15 protein-coding genes are annotated in these 19229 nt (G+C 69.5%); 10 read left to right on the top strand and 5 right to left on the bottom strand.

Features of this window, described 5'->3' with window-relative positions; translation table 11 throughout:
• The first annotated feature begins 24 nt into the window (after nucleotides 1-24).
• From OVA30_RS06480 to OVA30_RS06470, 3 genes are all read left to right on the top strand, one after another.
• A complete protein-coding gene (locus OVA30_RS06480; RefSeq protein WP_003604234.1) occupies nucleotides 25-366 on the top strand; it encodes a hypothetical protein in 342 nt (113 codons plus the stop codon).
• Nucleotides 367-372: 6 nt separating this feature from the next.
• Nucleotides 373-1224: a DUF1206 domain-containing protein gene (locus OVA30_RS06475; RefSeq protein ID WP_268174985.1), complete on the top strand. Its 852-nt coding sequence runs from the start codon at nucleotides 373-375 to the stop codon at nucleotides 1222-1224.
• 103 nt (nucleotides 1225-1327) lie between these two features.
• Nucleotides 1328-3301 carry a nucleoside-diphosphate sugar epimerase/dehydratase gene (locus OVA30_RS06470; protein WP_268174984.1) on the top strand — a complete coding sequence of 658 codons (1974 nt, stop codon included), beginning with the start codon at nucleotides 1328-1330 and terminating at the stop codon, nucleotides 3299-3301.
• Nucleotides 3302-3320: 19 nt separating this feature from the next.
• On the opposite strand, the gene OVA30_RS06465 is transcribed toward OVA30_RS06470, so the two are convergent.
• A complete protein-coding gene (locus tag OVA30_RS06465; protein ID WP_015950797.1) occupies nucleotides 3321-3728 on the bottom strand; it encodes a winged helix-turn-helix transcriptional regulator in 408 nt (135 codons plus the stop codon).
• 76 nt (nucleotides 3729-3804) lie between these two features.
• Here OVA30_RS06465 and OVA30_RS06460 point away from each other — a divergent pair, with 76 nt between their 5' ends.
• Complete coding sequence (locus OVA30_RS06460) at nucleotides 3805-4416, top strand: FMN-dependent NADH-azoreductase (protein ID WP_268174982.1); 612 nt, start codon at nucleotides 3805-3807, stop codon at nucleotides 4414-4416.
• A 4-nt stretch (nucleotides 4417-4420) separates the two neighbouring features.
• Here the strand turns inward: OVA30_RS06460 and OVA30_RS06455 are convergent, their stop codons facing one another.
• Nucleotides 4421-5344 carry an NAD-dependent epimerase/dehydratase family protein gene (locus tag OVA30_RS06455; RefSeq protein ID WP_268174980.1) on the bottom strand — a complete coding sequence of 308 codons (924 nt, stop codon included), beginning with the start codon at nucleotides 5342-5344 and terminating at the stop codon, nucleotides 4421-4423.
• A gap of 11 nt (nucleotides 5345-5355) precedes the next feature.
• A complete protein-coding gene (locus tag OVA30_RS06450) occupies nucleotides 5356-6387 on the bottom strand; it encodes a glycosyl transferase (protein WP_268174979.1) in 1032 nt (343 codons plus the stop codon).
• Nucleotides 6388-6816: 429 nt separating this feature from the next.
• On the opposite strand from OVA30_RS06450, the gene OVA30_RS06445 reads away from it, so the two are divergent.
• From OVA30_RS06445 to OVA30_RS06435, 3 genes are all read left to right on the top strand, one after another.
• Nucleotides 6817-9747 carry an EAL domain-containing protein gene (locus tag OVA30_RS06445; protein WP_268174977.1) on the top strand — a complete coding sequence of 977 codons (2931 nt, stop codon included), beginning with the start codon at nucleotides 6817-6819 and terminating at the stop codon, nucleotides 9745-9747.
• 180 nt (nucleotides 9748-9927) lie between these two features.
• Entirely contained in the window at nucleotides 9928-10296 is a 369-nt protein-coding gene (locus tag OVA30_RS06440) for a hypothetical protein (protein WP_268174976.1), read from the top strand.
• A gap of 43 nt (nucleotides 10297-10339) precedes the next feature.
• Complete coding sequence (locus OVA30_RS06435) at nucleotides 10340-11281, top strand: ferredoxin--NAD(+) reductase (protein ID WP_015822590.1); 942 nt, start codon at nucleotides 10340-10342, stop codon at nucleotides 11279-11281.
• 19 nt (nucleotides 11282-11300) lie between these two features.
• Here OVA30_RS06435 and OVA30_RS06430 read toward each other — a convergent pair whose 3' ends face one another.
• Nucleotides 11301-11684: a DUF1648 domain-containing protein gene (locus OVA30_RS06430; RefSeq protein ID WP_245296398.1), complete on the bottom strand. Its 384-nt coding sequence runs from the start codon at nucleotides 11682-11684 to the stop codon at nucleotides 11301-11303.
• Between the two features lie 205 nt (nucleotides 11685-11889).
• Entirely contained in the window at nucleotides 11890-14424 is a 2535-nt protein-coding gene (locus OVA30_RS06425) for a glycogen/starch/alpha-glucan phosphorylase (RefSeq protein ID WP_268174974.1), read from the bottom strand.
• Between the two features lie 328 nt (nucleotides 14425-14752).
• On the opposite strand from OVA30_RS06425, the gene OVA30_RS06420 reads away from it, so the two are divergent.
• The 3 genes from OVA30_RS06420 (at nucleotide 14753) to OVA30_RS06410 (ending at nucleotide 19175) form a co-directional block, all read left to right on the top strand.
• On the top strand, nucleotides 14753-16378 hold the full coding sequence (locus OVA30_RS06420; RefSeq protein ID WP_268174973.1) for an alpha-amylase family glycosyl hydrolase: 1626 nt from the start codon (nucleotides 14753-14755) through the stop codon (nucleotides 16376-16378).
• Nucleotides 16379-16637: 259 nt separating this feature from the next.
• Nucleotides 16638-18170, top strand: coding sequence for a glycogen synthase GlgA (gene glgA, locus OVA30_RS06415; RefSeq protein WP_268174972.1), 1533 nt, complete (start codon nucleotides 16638-16640; stop codon nucleotides 18168-18170).
• Nucleotides 18171-18395: 225 nt separating this feature from the next.
• Nucleotides 18396-19175 carry a Crp/Fnr family transcriptional regulator gene (locus OVA30_RS06410; RefSeq protein WP_056503847.1) on the top strand — a complete coding sequence of 260 codons (780 nt, stop codon included), beginning with the start codon at nucleotides 18396-18398 and terminating at the stop codon, nucleotides 19173-19175.
• The last annotated feature ends 54 nt before the right edge of the window (nucleotides 19176-19229 follow it).

Raw genomic sequence — 19229 nt, 5'->3', positions numbered from 1 at the left:
CGACGAACCCGCGCGGGACCGGCCTTGCCCCATTTCGAAGACTTCTACGCCAACAAGCTGCGCGGCTCGCTCGGGGTCACCGATGCGGAATCGGTGCTCGATCTGCGCGGGGCCAACCGCCCGACCGCGGAGGCCTCGCTGACCGACATGCTGGAGCGCAGCCGCTTCGCCAAGGGCAAGACCGTGGCGATCCGCCTCGATCCACCGCCGGAGGGCGGGGGCGAGACCCTGTTCCAGCCGATCGGGCGCCAACTCCTCGATGCCAAGCGGCGCGGCTGGATCGAGCGGCTGCAAACCCTGCCCGCGGGCGACGGGCTCGGCTTCTACGTGGCGCTGGCCGGCAAGCCCGACCGCGAGCGCGACTGAACCGCCATGGCTTGGAGTCGGAACGACAACGCGTTGGAGCACCTCGCTCGCTTCGGTTACGGCGCGCGCGGCTTCGTCTACTGCGTCGTGGGAGCGCTCGCCGTGCTCGCCGCCCTCGGGCAGGGCGGATCGGCCGGCGACAGCAAAAGCGCGATCCGCGCGGTGCTCGGTGGCCCGTTCGGCGCCGTCATCGTCGGGCTGATCGCGCTGGGCCTTGCGGGCTTCGCGCTGTGGCGCCTTTTCGAGGGTGCGACCGACGCGGACCGGCGCGGGCACTCGCCAAAGGCATTGGCCGTGCGCGGCGCCCACCTGATCAGTGCCGTGATCTATGCCGGCCTCAGCCTCACCGCGGCCCGCCTCGCCTTCGGCATCGGCCGCGCCTCGGCCGGCGGCGATGGGGTGCAGGACTGGACCAAATGGCTGCTCAACCAGCCCCTCGGCCCCTGGCTCGTCGGGATCGTCGGGCTTGGCATCGTCGCCGCCGGGATCGGTTACGCCGCCAAGGCCTGGAAGGGCAACGTCACCGAACGGCTCTCCCTTCCCACCGGCTCGGAGGCCTGGATCGACCGGCTCGGCCGGTTCGGCTACGCGGCGCGGGGGCTCGTCTTCCTGATGATCGGCGGCTTCGTCCTCACCGCCGCCTGGACGCAGGCCTCCTCCGACGCCACGGGCCTCTCGGGCGCCTTCTCGGCGCTGAGGGCGCAGCCCTATGGCTGGGTGCTGCTCGCCGTCGTCGCCGCCGGCCACTTCGCCTTCGGCACCTTCGGTCTGATCCAGGCTCGTTACCGCCATATCGACGCCCCGGATCTCGACCAGGGGAATGGAGCGGTCGCCAGGGCGGTCCGCGCCGCGCGTTGACATTCCCCCCGGTCGGCGCCGATACCGCGCTCCGCCTGGAGCATCGGCCTTGTGCCGAAAACCGGTCTCCATCGTTCGGGCCGATGCTCTGACACGAAGCACCATGCAGAAGCGCACCCTCAAGACGGCGGTAATGGTCGTCCACGATCTCGCCGCGACCGCGGCGGCCGTGGTGCTGACCTTCGTCTTCCGCTTTCAGGACGGGGCCCTGGCCGAGCGCCTGCATGCGCTGCCGCTGCTGCTGCCGCCGTTCCTGGCCTATGCCGGGCTGATCTACGCGTGGTTCCGGCTCTACCGCACCAAGTGGCGCTTCGCCTCGCTGCCCGACCTCGCCGGCATCGTGCGCGCCGCGAGCGTCACCGCGCTGACGCTGCTTGTGCTCGACTACGTGCTGGTCTCCTCGAATCTCTACGGGTTCTACTTCTTCGGCAAGGTCGCCATCGTCCTCTACTGGGTCTTGCAGATCTTCCTGCTTGGCGGGCCGCGGCTGGCCTTCCGCTACCTGAAATACGCCCGCTCCCGGCAGAGCCAGGCCCGCACCGCCACCACGCCGACGCTGCTGCTGGGCCGCGGCGCCGATATCGAGATCGTGCTGCGGGCGATCGAATCCGGCTCGGTCAAGCGGCTCTCCCCCAAGGGCATCCTCTCGCCGCGGGCGGACGAGGCGGGCCAGATGATGCGCGGCGTGCCCGTACTCGGCGGGTTTCGCGACCTCGAACAGGTGGTCGCGGACCTCGCCAACCGTGGCCTGCCGGTGCGCCGGCTCGTGGCGACGCCGAGCGCGCTGGCGCCCGAATCCGAGCCCGACGATCTCATCGCCCGCGCCCGCCGTCTCGGCCTGCCGCTCGCCCGCGTCACCAGCCTCGGCGAGGGGATGCGCGACGCCGAACTCGCACCGCTGGAGATCGAGGATCTGCTCCTGCGCCCCACCGTCGCCATCGACCGGCCGCGACTCGAGCGCTTCCTCACCGGCGCCCGCGTCGTCGTCACGGGCGGCGGCGGCTCGATCGGCGCCGAGATCTGCGCCCGCGCGGTCGCTTTCGGCGCCTCGGCGCTGCTCGTCATCGAGAACTCGGAGCCGGCGCTACACGCCGTCCTGAACGGGCCGGCCCTGCTCCATGCCGAGGCCGCGGTCGAGGGGGCGCTCGCCGACATCCGCGACCGCGAGCGGCTGCACGCGATCCTCCGCGATTTCCGGCCCACTTACGTCTTCCACGCCGCCGCGCTGAAGCAGGTGCCCTATCTCGAGCGCGACTGGGCCGAGGGCATCAAGACCAACGTGTTCGGCTCGATCAACGTTGCCGAGGCGACGGTGGCCGCGGGCGCCCGCGCCCTGGTGATGATCTCCACCGACAAGGCGATCGAACCGGTCTCGCAGCTCGGCGTCACCAAGCGCTTCGCCGAGATCGTCGCGCAGTCTCTCGACGCGGAGCGCTCCGGCCCCGAGGCGACCCGGCTCATCGCCGTGCGCTTCGGCAACGTGCTGGGCTCGGCCGGCTCGGTGGTGCCGGTGTTCAAGGCGCAGATCGCCCGCGGCGGCCCCGTCACGGTGACCCATGCCGAGATGGTGCGCTACTTCATGACCGTGCGCGAGGCCTCGGACCTCGTGCTCACCGCCGCCTCCCACGCCGACGCGGAAGGGCGCGGCGATACCGGCGACCAGCGCGCGGCGGTCTACGTGCTCAAGATGGGCCAGCCCGTGCGCATCCGGGATCTGGCCGAGCGGATGATCCGCCTCGCCGGCTTCGAGCCCGGCGAGGATATCGAGATTCAGGTGACCGGCGCGCGGCCGGGCGAGCGGCTCAACGAGATCCTGTTTGCCAAGGAAGAGCCGCGTGTGACGCTCGCCGGCATCGAGGGCGTCATGGCGGCCAAGCCCGTCTTCGCCGACCGCGCGGTGCTGGAAGGATGGATTCTTCGCCTGCGCGAGGCCGTCACGGCGGGTGACCGGGCAGCGGCGGAAGCCGTGTTCGAGGAGGCGATCCCAGATTTCCGCAATCGCGCCGGGGCCGTTCCGAACACCAAGCCCGAGACCATCGCGCCGCCGGCGGCAGCCACCGAGGCGGCGACCGCCTGAGGCCTCGATTCCTTGAAGCTCAGGCCCCTTCGCCGCCGCGGCGGTCGAAGCGGGCGCGGGCCTCCTGAATCTCCGGCAGGTGGGCGAAGGCCCAGGCGCCGAGCGCCTGGATCGGCTCCCGCAGCGAGCGCCCGAGTTCGGTCAGCTCGTAATCGACCCGCGGCGGGATCGTCGGGAAGATCGTGCGCGTCACGAGGCCGTCCCGCTCCAGCCCGCGCAGGGTGAAGGTGAGCATCCGCTGCGAGATGCCGCCGATCATCCGCTTCAGCTCGTTGAAGCGCCGCGGACCGTCGCCCAGCATCATGACGACGAGGACGCTCCACTTGTCTCCGATCCGCGCGAGCACCGTGCCGACGAGGCGGCAATCCTGCCCGGAATGCTCGGGCCGCGGCGGTGCGTCGGTTCCCTCGATGTGCCCGGGTTCCAAGAATGTGCCTCCTTGCGCACGGCTGACGGTGGTTATCTATAGCGCCTCGGTTCATTTCTGATACCGAGGATCAAACATGAAGCTCCTTCACGTCGACGGCAGCATTCTGGGGCCGCATTCCGTCAGCCGGACCGTCTCCGCCGCCATCGTGGACCGCCTGCGGGCGCAGCATCCCGGTCTCGACGTCATCTACCGCGACCTCGCCGGGACGCCGTTGCCGCACCTCTCGGGCGCGGTCCTCGCCGGGGCGCAGCCCAACGCCACGAATACGCCCGACGTGCAGCACGACGTCGAACTCGGCCGGCAGGTGCTGGAGGAGTTTCTGGCAGCCGACATCGTGGTGATCGGCGCCCCACTCTATAATTTCACCCTGTCGAGCCAGCTCAAAGCCTGGATCGACCGCATCCTCGTGGCAGGTGTCACCTTCCGCTACGGGCCGACCGGGGCCGAGGGCCTCGCCGGCGGCAAGCGGGTTATCGCCGTCGTCTCGCGCGGCGGCCTCTACGGGCCGGGCACGCCCGCCGCGGCGGCCGAGCACGCGGAGACCTATCTGCGCACGGTGCTCGCCTTCATCGGCATCACCGCGCCGGAGATCATCGTCGCCGAGGGCATCGCCCTGGGCGCGGAGGCCCGCGAGCGGGCTCTGGCCGGCGCCCTCGACGCCGCGGCGGCTCTCAAGGCCGCCTGAGCCCTCAACCGCCCGCCCGCGCCAGCGCCGCGAGCCCGTCCCGCGACGCTTGCGCCGGCCGCCAGCCCAGGGCCTCCAGCCCCTCGGCGCGGGCGACGAGCGAGCCGGACAGCCGGTCGAAGGCGGCCTCGCGGCCGGTGGCGCGGCAGGCGAGGCCGATCAGCGGCACCGGGCAGGGCAGCAGGCCGGGCCCGCGGCCGAGGCCGGCGCGGAGCGCGGCGAGCATTTCGGGCAGCGTCAGCGGGTCGGGATCGGCCACCACCAGCGGACGCCGCAGGGGGCCGGGTGCCTCCAGCGCCGTGGCCACCGCGCCCGCAAGGCTCTCGACCGAGACCAGCGAGCGGCGCCCGGCCAGGCTCGCGAGCGGCAACGGATAGGGCGTGCGGGCGAGCTTGAGCAGGGCAGCCATGTTGCCCTTCACGCCGGCGCCGTAGACAAGCACCGGGCGCAGGGCGACCCAGTCGAGCCCGGTCTCGGCCAGGGCCTCTTCGGCGGCGAGCTTGGAACGGCCGTAAGGATCGGTCGGCTCCGGCGCGTCCGCCTCGGAGAGGGGCGCCGGGGCGCTCGAACCGGCCTGCGCCCGGATCGAGGAGAGGAACACGAAGCGGCCCACCCGCGCCCGCTGCGCGGCGTCGGCGAGCTTGCGCGTCGCCTCGGTGTTCGAGTTGCGAAAATCGTCCTCGGGTGCGCCGGACATGGAGTGGGCGAGGCCGGCGGAATGCACCACTGCATCGACCCCGGTGAGCGCGGCGGCCATGTTCATCGGCCGGGCCAGATCGCCCACCACCGCGCCGCTGGCACCCTCCGGCACCTCGACGGGGCGCCGCAGCAGCACCCGGACCCGGTAGCCCCGTTCCGAGAGCGCCCGCAGCAGGTGGCGTCCGATGAAGCCGGTGGCTCCCGTCAGCGCGATCAGCTTTCCGCTCACCCGTTATCCCCTCACGCGCTGGCGGCCCGCGGCGTCGCGAACCGGTGCAGCAGCCACCCGACCAGCCCCGCCGCGAGGACGAGGCAAGAGAGCGTGACGGTCCTAGACGGCCAAAGCAAGGTCACGCCCGCCAGCGCGGCCAGCGCGACCTGCAGGGCAAAGACTGAGCCGACAGTCTCCCGCACGGAGAACCCGTTGACGGTGGCGACCTGATAATAGTGGCTGCGATGGGCCTGCCAGACGGCCTCCCCCCGCCGCAGGCGCCACAGCAGGGTGAGCGTCGCGTCGGTGATGGGATAGAGCGGCAGGATCAGCGCGGCGGCCAAGCCGCCTTCCAAGCCCTCGTGCAATCCCCCCTGCCCCGCGAGGCGGAACAGCAGCCACGCCACGATCAGCCCGATCGGCAGCGAGCCGACATCGCCCATGAACAGCCGTGCCACCGGCCGGTTGAACGGCGCGAAGCCGAGAAGGCCCCCGAGCAGGGCGCCGGCGACCAGCGTCGGCTCGGGCGCGTAGCGGCCCGCGAGGCCGAGGGCGAACAGAAAGGCGGTGGGCGGCACGAACTCGGCCAGCGTCATCCAGTCGAGCCCGTCCATGAAGTTGACGAGGTTCACGAACCAGAGCCCGGCGAGGATCGCGAAGGACCGCTCCAGCCAGAGCGGGGCGTCCGGCAGCAGACGGCCCTCGGCGGTGAGCACGACGGCGGCGACCGCGCCGGCCTGGATCACGAGGCGGAGCGAGGCCGGCAACGGCCGGATGTCGTCGACGGCCCCGACCACGGCAAGAGCGATCACCGAGAGCGCCAGCACCGGCAGCTCGACGCCCCCGAGCGCGATCCCGGTCGGCACGGCCAGGACGACCGCCGTGATCAGCGCGGCGGCGATGATCGCGATCCCGCCCCCCTGGGGCGTCGGCACCCGGTGGCTGGAGCGGGCGTTCGGCCGCGCCAGGGCGTAGCGCTGCAGCAGCGGCTTCAGCAGCACGATCAAGCCAGCGGAGAGCAGCGCCGCCAGCGGGACGGTGAGGAGCGGAGCGAGGGTCATTGGATTGCGGGACGGCGCGCAGCAGCCCTCCCCCCTCTGCGGGGGAGGGTGGCCCCCGAAGGGGGTCGGGTGAGGGGAACGCGGTGCCAATCGGGTCGAGGCCAGCCGGACATGTCACCGCCGCGCCGCCCCTCACCCGCCTGCTCCGCAGGCATCCTCCCCCGCAGAGTGGGGAGGGTTCTGAAGCGGCATCGTCCAATCCTTCGCATATCGCCCGCTCTACCCGCCCGCATCAGTCCAAGCGAGACCACGGCAACCGATCCCAACTTGTTTTGGCCGCAAAGCCACGCGATCCGCGTCCCACGGTCCGCCGAAAGAGCGGTGGGTGGGCCGCGCGTCCCGGCCGGCTTGCCTTGCGGGGGCCGGAAGCCGCCGATACGACTTGGCCGCTCGCCCCCACCGCTCAAGCCGGTTGTCAAGAATCGCCCGTTGCGCACGCTTTCACTGGCCCTTGCCCTGGCCCTCGCGATCCTGACGGCCGTGGCGGGCTCTTTCGCCGGCCTGATCGGGACCGCCGCCCCCGCCCACGCGGTCGAGGCCGTGCGCGTCACCCTCGACGCGCCCGCCATCGATCTGACGCCGACGATCGAGCGCTACCGCTCGGACGGCGACCTGATCCAGATCTCCACCGCCCCTGGCAAGGACGGGATCGTGCGGCGCATCGCGGTCAAAGCGCGCGAGGCGGGCGCGCGGCCGGACTGGATGGTGTTCGCGCTCACCAACGACACCGACGAGCAGATCGACCGCCTGCTGGTCGCCCCGCATTTCCGCCTCGTCGGCTCCGGGGTGATCTGGCCCGATCTCGGCGGCTCGCGCATCGCCGCGATCACCGCAAGCGAGGGCATCCGGCCCGAGCGCGACGAGAGCCTCGACGCCGACCAGTTCCTGATCACCATCGATCCCGGCACCACAGTCACCTACGTGGCGGAGCTGAAAGGCCCGAACATCCCTCAGGTCTACCTCTGGGATCAGGACGCCTACCGCAAGAAGACCTCGGGGCTGACGCTCTACAAGGGTATCATCATCGGCATCGCCGGGCTCTTGGCGCTGTTCCTCACCATCATCTTCGTGGTGAAGGGCGCGATCATCTTCCCCGCCGCCGCCGCGCTCTCCTGGGCGGTGCTGGCCTATGCCTGCATCGATTTCGGCTTCCTGCAGCGGGTGTTTCCCGTCACCGAACTCGCCGAGCGGATCTACCGCGCCTCGGCCGAGGCCGTGCTCGGCGCGACCCTGCTGGTGTTCCTGTTCGCCTACCTGAACCTGTCGCGCTGGCACGTGCGCTACAGCCACGTCGCCTTCTTCTGGCTGACCTTCCTCGCCGGCCTCGTGGCGCTTGCAGTGTTCGACCCGCCCGTGGCGGCGGGCGTGGCGCGCATCTCGATCGCTGCCGTGGCTGGCGTCGGGCTCCTGCTGATCCTCTATCTCGCCGTCCATAACGGCTACGACCGCGCCATCCTGCTGGTGCCGACCTGGCTGCTGCTACTGGTCTGGGTGGTGGCGGCGGGCTTTGCCATCACTGGGCAGATCGGCTCCGACCTCGTGCAGCCGGCGCTCATCGGCGGCCTCGTGCTCATCGTCATGCTGATCGGCTTCACGGTGATGCAGCACGCCTTTGCCGGCGGCGGCCTGAGCCACAGCCTCGTCTCGGACACCGAGCGCCGGGCGCTGGCGCTGACGGGTGCAGGCGACATCGTGTTCGACTGGGACGTGCCGGGTGACCGTGTCTTCGCCGGCCCCGAGATCGAGGCCCAGCTCGGGCTCAAGCGCGGCGCCCTCGAAGGACCGGCGGCGAACTGGCTCGGCCTGCTCCATCCCTTTGACGTGGAGCGCTACTCGGCCGCCCTCGACACCGTGATCGAGGAGCGGCGCGGCCGCATCACCCACGATTTCCGCCTCCGCTCGGCTGATGGCCCCTACGCGTGGTACCGGCTGAAGGCGCGCCCGGTGATCGGCACCGATGGCGAGGTGATCCGCATCGTCGGCACCATCAGCGACGTGACCGAGGCGAAGACCGCCGAGGAGCGGCTGCTGCACGACGCGGTGCACGACAGCCTCACCGGCCTGCCGAACCGCGAGCTGTTCCACGACCGGCTGGAGGCCGCGCTGGCGATGGCGAGCCAGGATCCGCGCCTCAAGCCCGCGGTGATCGCCCTCGACATCGACCGTTTCAAGGCGATCAACGACGCCATCGGCCTCTCGGCGGGCGACTCGATCCTGCTGACGCTCTCGCGCCGGCTCGGGCGGTTGCTGCGGCCGCAGGACACGCTCGCGCGGGTCGCGGGCGACGAATTCGCGGTGATCCTGCTCTCGGAGCGGGAGCCCGACCGCATCCTCTCGTTTGCCGAGATGATCCGGCGCGCCATCGCCACCCCGGTCACCTATGCCGACCGCGAGGTTTTCCTCACCGTCTCCATCGGCATCGCGCTGCACGAGGCGACGCAGGGCGTCGGCAACCAGGGCAGCGGGCAGACGCGGCGCGAGGAGGTGTTCAAGAACGCCGAGATGGCGATGATCCAGGCCAAGCGCGGCGGCGGCGACCGGATCGAGGTGTTCCGCGCCAACATGCGCCTCGAGCGCTCCGACCGGCTGATGCTGGAAGCGGACCTGCGCAAGGCGTTGGAGCGCAACGAGATCAAGGTGCTGTTCCAGCCGATCGTCCGGCTCGAAGACCGCACGGTGGCCGGCTTCGAGACGCTGCTGCGCTGGGACCATCCGAAGCTCGGGCGCATCCCGCCCTCCACCTTCCTGCCGGTGGCGGAAGAGACCGGCGTCATCGTCCCGCTCGGCAATTTCGCCATCGAGCGCACGGCGCTGGAACTCGCCGCCTGGCAGCGCTCGCTCGACGTCGAACCGCCGATCTTCGCTTCGGTCAACGTCTCCTCGCGCCAGCTCCTGCGCCACGATCTCCTGCACGACGTGAAGACGGTGATCGCCCGCACCGGCGTGCTGCCCGGCTCGCTCAAGCTGGAGATGGCCGAGGGGCTGGTGATGGAGAACCCGGAATACGCCGCCCAGATGCTCACCCGCATCCACGATCTCGGCGCCGGCCTCGTCCTCGACGATTTCGGCACCGGCTACTCGGCGATCTCCTATCTCCAGCGCTTCCCCTTCGACACGATCAAGATCGACCAGAGCTTCGTGCGCCAGATGGGCCAGGGCCGCACCGCCATGCTGCGCTCGGTTCTGCGGATGGGGCAGGAACTCGGTCTGGCCACCATCGCCGAGGGCGCCGAGTCGGAGGAGGATGCGCAGGTGTTGCAGGAATTCGGCTGCGATTACGCGCAAGGTGCGGCCTTCGGCGAGCCGATGACCGTGCTCCAGGCCCGCCAGCTCGTCGGCGCCGCGCCCGAAGCGGCCTGATCCCGCAATGACGCGCAGGTCTCGCGCTTCAGTTTAAACCTCCCTTAACCATGTTGCGGGAAGGTCCATCCAAGTATCCGGGACGCCTCTTCGGCGGACCCGCCGGGTTGAGGATGGACGATGATCGAGGCGACGAGACGCAGGAGCCCGGCCCCCTCTGGCAGCGCGATGCGGCGCCTGATGACGCGGCCCATCCACGCGCATCTCGCCGCCGCGGTGCAGCCGCGGGTGGTCGTTGCCGAGGTTGCGGCCGAACCCGTGACGCAGGCTCCGGCGGACGCCGTGGTGCAGATCGTGGCGGACGCTCCGGCGGACGTCCCTGCCCCCCTGTCCTTCGAGCCCGAAGCGGCGGCGGGTGAGGCGGATCTCGCGCGCCTGCGCCTCGAAGTGGCGGTGATGAAGGCCGCACTCGCCGCTGAGCGCCGGGAGAGCGAGGCCCTTCGAACCAGCCTCGGCCTCGCGGACGCGGAAACGCTCAGCGAGGAGGCCCGGGCCGTCCGCGCGCGCTGGGCGGCGCTGGTCGAGCGCCTGATCCACAATCCGCTCTGATCCCTTCAGAACATTTCTCATCCGATCGGAGCGGGTTGCCGCCATGCGTGCTCCCACGAGCGCCCGTTGTTCGCTTGTCGTCAACGGCCAGCCCCTGCGGGTCTCCCCGGGCGATACTTCCCTGGAGACCGCGCTGGCGGACGGGATGATCGGCCCGATGACCGGGCTGCTCGGCCAGGGCCCCGGCCCGGCCTCACGGCGACTCCCCGTTCGGGCGCGGCGGGCGGAGGCGGTGACGCTGTCCGCGCCCGATCCGGACGCGACGATCCGGCCGGTCAAGACGCCTGTCCGGACGCTGGCACGCCGCACCGGCAGCATCGACTCCATCACGGCGCTGGCGCCGCGGGTCCTTCAGGTGGTCGCAACCCTGGAGCGCCGGCTTCCTTTCGAGCCGGGCGACCAAGTCGTCGTCACGCTCGAAGGCGGGCACCCGGTCACGCTCACGCCGACGCTCGGCGTCGAGGGCGGGGCGGAGTTGAACGAACTCGTTTTCCACCTGCGCGGCGAGAGCGCGGAGGATCTCACCGCCCTGTTCGGCTGCCCGGTCGAGCCCGGACGTGCGGTGAAGGTGAAGGGTCCGGTCGGTAACGGCACCTACCGGCCCGGCGGCGGTCGCCTCGTACTGGTGGCGGCGGAGACCGGGTTCGCCGGCATCTGGGCGATCGCCCGCGCCGCGCGCTACATCGAGCCGGCCCGCGAGATCTGCCTCGTGGTCGGCGCGCGCGATCCCCTCGATCTCTACATGCGCCCGTCGCTCGAATGGCTGCGCGCCACCGGCGTCACCCGCATCACGCTGGCCGCCGACCGCCACCGCCAGCGGGGGCCCGACGTGCGCCCCGGCCCGCTCACCGCCCATATCCCGAGCCTGCGGACCACCGACGTGGTGCACGCCTCCGGCTGCCCCTCGACGCTGGGCGCGGTGGAGGTCCTGGCTGCGGCGGCGGGGGCGCGGTTCTATCCGATCCCGCTTGAGCCGGGGGCTTAGACCACCTCCGGCATCGGGTTCAGGGCTGCGCTTCCGCCCAGGTTATGACCGCCGAGATATGCCACGCATACACGGCGGCGATGAAGCAGAACATTGCGATCATCCCGATCCAGTACCAAGCCCCGGCTTGGGCTTCGACCTGCTTGATCTTCAGAAAAATCTGGGGAGCAATAACGACGATGATCGCGACCGGGATCCAGAGGCCGATCGTCTTATCGGCGTACCATGTCGGCCGTCCGTTGATGCCCCATTGCATGGGAACTCGGTCGGTTTGAATGCTCGCCGCACAATACAAATTTAGCAGCGACATCGCGGCGATCGTCGCCAGGCACGAGAACCAAGCGAGCCTCGGCAGTTTCAACACCACGACGTCGAGCCCCGGTCCCCCTTGAACGGCGCCCACGCTAGGGTCGACCGCGCGTCGTTTCAACCAAAACTTGCATTTTTGGGACACGGTCGGCGCGGGGTGAACCCGCTGCCATGTCAGTGCTCACAGATGTCGATGTTTAGGTCGGACTCCCTGCGGGACAACCGACGACACACTCGAAATACGAAGGGCGAGAGGCGTATCCGCGCCTCTCGCCCTTCTGTCTTCATCGGTCGGACTGTCAGGCCACCTTCACCCGCCAGATTTCCTCGGCGTATTCCCGCATCGAGCGGTCGGAGGAGAACCACGCCATGCGGGCAGTGTTGAGGATCGCCGTCCGCCACCACTGGGCGGGGCGCTTCCAGGCCGCGTCGATCTCGCGCTGGACGCGCCAGTAATCCTCGAAATCGACCGTGGTCAGGTAGCGGTCGCCGTGGCGCAGCTCATCCACGAGCGACGCGAAGCGGGCCGGATCGTCCGGCGAGAACGTGCCGTCGGCGATGGCGTCGAGCGCTGCAGCCAGCCGCGGCGAGGCCGCGATTGCCTTGGCGGCGTAGTCCGGCTCCTTCACGCGGGCGAGCACCCCTTCGGCGTCGAGGCCGAAGATGAAGATGTTCTCCCCACCGACATGATCCTTGATCTCGATATTGGCGCCGTCGAGCGTGCCGACGGTGAGCGCGCCGTTGAGTGCGAGCTTCATGTTGCCCGTGCCCGAGGCTTCCATGCCGGCGGTCGAGATCTGCTCGGAGAGGTCGGCGGCCGGGATGATCACCTCGGCCAGACTCACCGAGTAGTTCGGGAGGAACACCACCTTCAGCCGGTCGCCGATCTCGGGATTGGCGTTGACGACCTTGGCGATGTCGCCGGCCAGCTTGATGATGAGCTTGGCCTGCACGTAGCTCGGCGCCGCCTTGCCGGCGAAGATCTTGACCCGCGGCGTCCAGTCCTCGTGGGGGGCCTTCTTGATCGCTTGGTAGAGCGCCACCGTCTCGATCAGGTTGAGGAGCTGGCGCTTGTACTCGTGGATGCGCTTGATCTGCACGTCGAACAGCGCCGACGGATCGACGGTGATGCCGGTGCGCTCGGCGATGACCTGAGCGAGGCGCTGCTTGCGGATTGTCCGCATCGCTGCGTAGCGCTGGCGGAACTCCGGATCGTCGGCGAACGGCACCAGCTTTTCGAGCTGGGTCGGATCATCGAGCACGCCCTCGCCCGCCGCCTCGACGGCCAGCGCCGTCAGTTCGGGGTTGGCGTTGTGCAGCCAGCGGCGGAAGGTGATGCCGTTGGTCTTGTTGAGGATCTTCTCCGGCTCGATCGTGTGGAGATCCTTGAACACGGTCGATTTCAAGAGCTCGCTGTGGAGCGCCGAGACGCCGTTGACCCGTCGCGAACCGTGGAAGGCCAGCGGTCCCATGCGGACGCGCCGACCGTTCGACTCGTCGATCAGCGAGACGGCGGAGATGTCGAACGTCCCACCCCGACGGTTCTTGCTCTGCTCCTCGAGGTGCAGCCAGTTGATCAGGTAGATGATCTGCATGTGGCGCGGCAGCAGCCGCTCCATCAGCTCCACCGGCCAGGTCTCCAGCGCCTCGGGCAGCAGGGTGTGGTTGGTGTAGTGCAGGGTGTTGGAGGTGATCTGCCACGCATCCTCCCAGGGGAGGTCGTGATCCTCCATCAGGATGCGCATCAGCTCCGGCACGGCGATGGCCGGGTGGGTGTCGTTGAGCTGGATCGCGGCGTGGTCGGGCAGGGAGCGTAGGGAGCCGCGCTCCGCCACGTGCCGGCGCACGAGATCCTGCAGCGAGGCGGAGGTGAAGAAGAATTCCTGGCGCAGGCGCAGTTCCTGGCCCTCGACGGAGGAATCGCTCGGGTAGAGCACCCGCGAGATCGCCTCCGCCCGGGCCCGGCCGGCCACGGCGCCGACATGGTCGCCGGCATTGAAGCGCGCGAGCTCGACCGGCGCGTCGGCCTCCGCCTTCCACAGGCGCAGGACGTTGACGTGTTTGCCCCGCCAGCCGACGATCGGCACGTCGTGGGCCACGGCGTTCACGGTCTCGGCCGGGTGCCAGTGGCGGCGGATGTGGTGGTCGCCCTGGCTCGTCATGGTGACGTGGCCGCCGAAGCCGACCTTGTAGGTCGCCTCCGGCCGCGGGAACTCCCACGGGTTGCCTTCCGAGAGCCAGGTCTCCGGCGCCTCACGCTGCCATCCGTCCTCCAACGACTGGCGGAAGAGGCCGTGGTCGTAGCGGATGCCGTAGCCGGTCGCGGGGATCGACAGGCTTGCCATGCTCTCCATGAAACAGGCGGCGAGCCGCCCGAGGCCGCCATTGCCGAGCGCCGCGTCGGGCTCGGCCCCCTCGACGCCGGCGAAATCGACGCCGAGGTCGCGCAAAGCGGCCTTGGTGGTCTCGACGAGGCCGAGATTGTTCATGGCGTCCGACAGAAGCCGGCCGATCAGGAATTCAAGCGAGAGATAATAGACCCGCTTCTCCGGCACGGTAGCGGCCTGCGCACCGTAGCAGGCGTCGATGATCCGGTCGCGCAGGGCCAGCGCCGTCGCGGCGAACCAGTCGCGCTCGCGGGCGGCCTCGGGCGTCTTGCCGAGCACGTAAAGGAGCTTGGAGCGGATCGCCTCGCGCAACTCCACCACCGCATCACCACCGGCAACGTGAAGGGGCTTAACATAGGTGGCGGCGGCCTTCGCCGTCTTCGCCGATGAAGCGGAAGTGTCCGCTTCGCCGTTCCTGACGAGAACGGACAGAGCTTCGTTCAGCACCTGGGTATCCCCCTTCGTTACAGCCGAGGATGTCGGTCGGACGCGGAGTGTAGCCGCTTCATGCGGCGGCACGATGATCCGCGACGTGGTCTGTCGCCCTGCCCCACCATGGTGTTGCCGGCCGGCGGACTTGTCGAGACACATGCGTGCAAACACATCATTCGCAAGTCGTGTGCCCGCAGGACTGTGTCACTGTAGACACATCGCGAGCACATCAGCCGGCGCCTCGCACGAGAGATGACACCGGCCGCTTGAAGGCTTGCTGAACGGCCCTACCCCACCCAGGAGCGATGCGCACGGCGTCGATGGCAACATCGAGGGAGGTCCGATGGGCGGTCCGGTATCTGGGGCGAACGGCTCCGAAGCGGCGTGGTGGAAGAGCGGGACAGTCTATCAGATCTATCCCCGCTCGTTCCAGGACACGGACGGCGATGGCGTCGGCGACCTTCGGGGGATCACGGCACGGCTGGATTACCTCGCATGGCTCGGCGTCGATGCGGTGTGGATCTCGCCGTTCTACCGCTCGCCGATGGCCGATTTCGGCTACGACGTGGCCGATTATTGCGCGGTCGATCCGCTGTTCGGCACGCTGGAGGATTTCGACGCGCTGATCGCCGAGGCGCATCGGCGCAAGCTCCGCGTGATTCTCGATTTCGTGCCCAACCACAGCTCGATCGCGCATCCGTGGTTCACCGAGAGCCGGGCGAGCCGCGCGTCACGCAAGCGCGACTGGTACATCTGGCGCGATCCGGCTCCTGACGGCGGACCGCCCAACAACTGGCTCTCGAATTTCGGCGGCCCGGCCTGGACCCGTGATCCGGCCACCGGCCAGTACTACTACCACGCCTTCCTGCCCGAGCAGCCGGACCTGAATTGGCGCAACCCCGAAGTGCGGGCGGCGATGCACGACGCCCTGCGCTTCTGGCTGGCGCGCGGCGTGGACGGCTTCCGCGTCGACGTGATCTGGCACCTGATCAAGGACGAGGGATTTCGCGACAACCCGCACAACCCCGATTTTCAGCCGCATCAGGCCGGGATCAACCGCTTCCAACAGGTCTATTCCTGCGACCGGCCGGAGGTGCTCGACGTCATCGCCGGAATGCGCGCGGTCCTGCGCGAGTACGGCGAGCGGGTGCTGATCGGCGAGATCTATCTGCCGATCGAGCGGCTGGTGGCCTATTACGGGCCTGGCCTGACCGGGGCCGACCTGCCGTTCAACTTCCAGCTCATCCAGACGCCGTGGCGCGCCGACGCGGTGGCGGCTCTGGTGACGGAATACGAAGCCGCCCTACCCGAGGGCGGCTGGCCGAACTGGGTGCTCGGCAACCACGATCAGCCCCGCATCGCCGCCCGCGTCGGCGAGGCGCAGGCTCGCGTCGCGGCGATGCTGCTGCTGACGCTGCGCGGCACGCCGACGCTCTATTACGGCGACGAGATCGGCCTCGCCCATGTTCCGGTGCCGCCCGAGCAGGCACAGGACCCGTGGGGGCGCAACGAGCCCGGCCATGGCCGCGACCCCGAGCGCACGCCGATGCAGTGGGAGGACGCACTGAATGCGGGCTTCACCACCGGTACGCCGTGGCTGCCGCTCAGCGCCGATGCGAAGCGGCGCAACGTCGATGAGATGCGCGACGATTCCCGCTCGATCCTGACCCTCTACCGCCGGCTCCTGTCCCTGCGCCGCGACCATCCGGCCCTGTCGATCGGCGATTGGCGCGGCCTCCCGCTATCGTCGGATCACGCGGCCGAAGTCTTCGCCTTCGAGCGGGTTCTGGGTGGCGAGGTTTTACGCATCCTGCTCAATTTCGGTAGCTCGGAATGGGTGATTCCGTTGGAGGATGGGGGCTGGACGATCCTGCTCTCAACCCTTCCGGGACGGGCGGGCGACAGGGCCGACGGCAAGGCCCGCCTCGCACCGAACGAAGGCCTCATTCTCAAACCGGCAAGCCGATAGGACGGGCCGTTGCCGCGCTGCACCCTGCGCATTCAGCCCGGTCAAAACCGGGAATGATGCGCAGACCGCTTTCGCCATTCGCCCAGCGCGGACAACCCATGATGGAAGCGCAGGCGTCCACTCAAAAATATTGGTCTGAACATGGCCTGAATTGTGCGATGCAACGGAACGGATTGCCTTCCGGAGCATTTCAATGCCGAGCGTAGCAGCGGCGGTTCCCGCCCTTCACCGGCCGCGCGGGTGGCGTAGGGGCGAGTCGATGGCTTACGTGGATCTCGGTGGGCTCCCGGTCGCCGATCCGCTGCTACCGACCTCCACCTTCGAGCCCCAGCCGAGACTCGGCAACGCTCTCCTACCCCGCATTCTCTACGCCACCCCCGAAATGGCGGATTTCGTGAAGACCGGCGGCCTCGGTGAGGTTGCGGGTGCCCTGCCCCGCTCCCTGCGCCGCCACTACGACGTCCGCGTCCTCATTCCCGGCTACGCGCAGGTGCTCGCCGGGCTCGACAACCTGACGATGATCGCCCGGTTCGGCAGCTTCGCCAGCGTTCCGGGCTGCGAACTCGGCTTCGGCACCACGCCGGACGGCCTCGGCGTCTACGTGCTGGTCGCCCCCGATCTGTACGAGCGCGACGGCACGCCCTACGGCGACGAGCGCGGCGATTTCGGCGACAACGACCTGCGGTTTGCCCGCCTCAGCCGGGCGGCCGCGGAACTGGCCGGGGGCATCGACCCGTTCTGGTCGGCCGACCTGCTGCACCTCAACGATTGGCAGACCGCGCTGGCCCCAGCCTACCTGTCCTGGCTCGGCATCCGCCGCCCGAGCGTGCTGACGATTCACAATCTCGCCTACCAGGGCCTGTTCCACCGCGACAATCTCGGCCGGGTCGGCGTACCGGACCACGCCTTCCAGATGGATGGCGTGGAGTTCTACGGGCAGCTCTCCTTCCTCAAGGCCGGCATCTATCACGCGTCGCACGTCACCACGGTGAGCGAGACCTATGCCCGCGAGATCACCACACCCGAGGGCGGCTGTGGCCTCGACGGCTTGCTCCGCACCCGCGCCGCGCAGGGTCGCCTGACCGGCATTCTCAACGGCATCGACGAGAGCTGGGATCCGCGCACGGACCCGCACCTCGCCACCCGCTTCGAGCCCGACGACTGGAAGGGTAAGCGGGCCAATGCCGACGAGGTGCGCAAGCAGTTCGGCATGGCGGTCTCCCGCGGGCCGCTCTTCGCCATCGTCTCGCGCCTCGTGCACCAGAAGGGCATCGACCTCAGCATCAGCGCCGCCGAGTCGATCGTCGCCGAGGGCGGTCAGCTCGTGGTGATCGGCCAGGGCGAGGGCCGGTTCGAGGAGGCCCTGCGCGATCTCGCCGTGCGCCATCCCGAGAATGTCGGCGTCCATGTCGGCTTCCGCGAAACCGAGGCGCGCCGCATCTTTGCCGGCAGCGACTTCCTGCTGATGCCCTCGCGCTTCGAACCCTGCGGGCTGGCGCAGATGTATGCCCAGCGCTTCGGCTCCCTGCCGATCGTGCGCCGCACCGGCGGCCTCAACGATACGGTCGAGGATGGGGTCACCGGCTTCACCTTCGGGGAGGCCTCGCCGAAGGGGCTGACCTCGGCGATCCGCCGCGCCTTCGAAACCTTCGGCCAGAAGAAGCGCCTCAACACCATGCGGCGCAGCGCCATGTCCCGCTCCTTCGGCTGGGATGGGGCGGCGCTGAACTACTGCAATCTCTACGCCCGCGCCTTCGGCAACCACACCGCCCGCCGTTGGAAGGCCGCCTGAGACGCGACGGACACGGTTTTCGCCCGGCCCCGGACGAAAAGGGCCATCGTGTCGGCCGGCCCCGCGGCCCTCGAGTGAACCCCACATCCGCCTTCCCAAGGGAATCGACTGGATTGGGTCCGACGCCCGACACCGATGCGGGAACATCGGGTCGGCAGGGGCGGTTTCTCGCAAAACTCCGTGCGTTTCCATGGCACGGAACGGCGCGATCCGCGTTGAGCGTCCATGGACGCGACTGTGACGCTCACGCGCACGAACCCTCTGATCCTCCGGCTTCGCTACGGCGCGGATCTCGACGCCGGAGATCGGGCCCTTTTGGCCGACCTGTCCCGCTCCAGCCGCAGCCTGGAGCCGCAGCAGGATATCGTGCGGGCCGGCGACCGGGCGGCGGGTGTCCACCTCGTCCTCGAAGGCTACGCCTTCCGCTACAAGCTCATTGACGACGGGCAACGCCAGATCCTCGGCCTGCTCCTGCCGGGTGATTTCTGCGATCTGCAATCGATCGTGCTCGGCCCGTCCGACCACTACATCGCCGCGCTGACCGCCTGCACCGTCGCTGACATCCCGCAGGACCGGGTCGATGACCTGGTGTTCCGCGATTCGCGTCTCGCCCGGGCGCTGTGGTGGGCGACCCTGGTCGATGAGAGCATCCTGCGGGAATGGCTCGCGAGCATGGGCCAGCGCTCCGCCGACAAGCGCATCGCCCACCTGTTCTGCGAATTGCTGCTGCGGCAGCAGCTCGTCGGGACGGCCGGGGAGCGCGACTGCCCGTTGCCTCTGACCCAGCCGATGCTCGCCGACATCCTCGGCATCACGACGATCCATGTCAGCCGCATCCTGCGCGACCTACGCCTTGCCGGGCTGATCCAATTGAAGGAGCGCCGGCTGCACGTCCCGGACGTCAAGCGCCTGCAGGCGTTCTGCGACTTCGATCCGACCTATCTGCACCTCGTCAGGATGCCCGATCGCGAGGCCGCCGAGGATCGGACGCGCGCCCGGCCCTGACGCGCGCGCAGCCCTGCCCCCCAGAAGGACGCCTGTACGGCAGGCAGGATCGTG

The organism is Methylorubrum sp. SL192, from assembly GCF_026672325.1.
Classification (GTDB): domain Bacteria; phylum Pseudomonadota; class Alphaproteobacteria; order Rhizobiales; family Beijerinckiaceae; genus Methylobacterium; species Methylobacterium extorquens.
The sequence above is the reverse complement of the archived record's forward strand: the minus strand, read 5'-3'. Positions and strand labels throughout refer to the sequence as shown.

What these genes read in the sequence shown, in the direction of transcription:
- OVA30_RS06475 (WP_268174985.1), top strand. Translation starts at nt 373, where the DNA reads ATGGCTTGGAGTCGGAACGACAACGCGTTGGAGCACCTCGCTCGCTTC.
- OVA30_RS06470 (WP_268174984.1), top strand. Translation starts at nt 1,328, where the DNA reads ATGCAGAAGCGCACCCTCAAGACGGCGGTAATGGTCGTCCACGATCTC.
- OVA30_RS06460 (WP_268174982.1), top strand. Translation starts at nt 3,805, where the DNA reads ATGAAGCTCCTTCACGTCGACGGCAGCATTCTGGGGCCGCATTCCGTC.
- OVA30_RS06450 (WP_268174979.1), bottom strand. Translation starts at nt 6,387, where the DNA reads ATGACCCTCGCTCCGCTCCTCACCGTCCCGCTGGCGGCGCTGCTCTCC.
- OVA30_RS06440 (WP_268174976.1), top strand. Translation starts at nt 9,928, where the DNA reads ATGACGCGGCCCATCCACGCGCATCTCGCCGCCGCGGTGCAGCCGCGG.
- OVA30_RS06435 (WP_015822590.1), top strand. Translation starts at nt 10,340, where the DNA reads ATGCGTGCTCCCACGAGCGCCCGTTGTTCGCTTGTCGTCAACGGCCAG.
- OVA30_RS06420 (WP_268174973.1), top strand. Translation starts at nt 14,753, where the DNA reads ATGGGCGGTCCGGTATCTGGGGCGAACGGCTCCGAAGCGGCGTGGTGG.
- glgA (WP_268174972.1), top strand. Translation starts at nt 16,638, where the DNA reads ATGGCTTACGTGGATCTCGGTGGGCTCCCGGTCGCCGATCCGCTGCTA.
- OVA30_RS06410 (WP_056503847.1), top strand. Translation starts at nt 18,396, where the DNA reads ATGGACGCGACTGTGACGCTCACGCGCACGAACCCTCTGATCCTCCGG.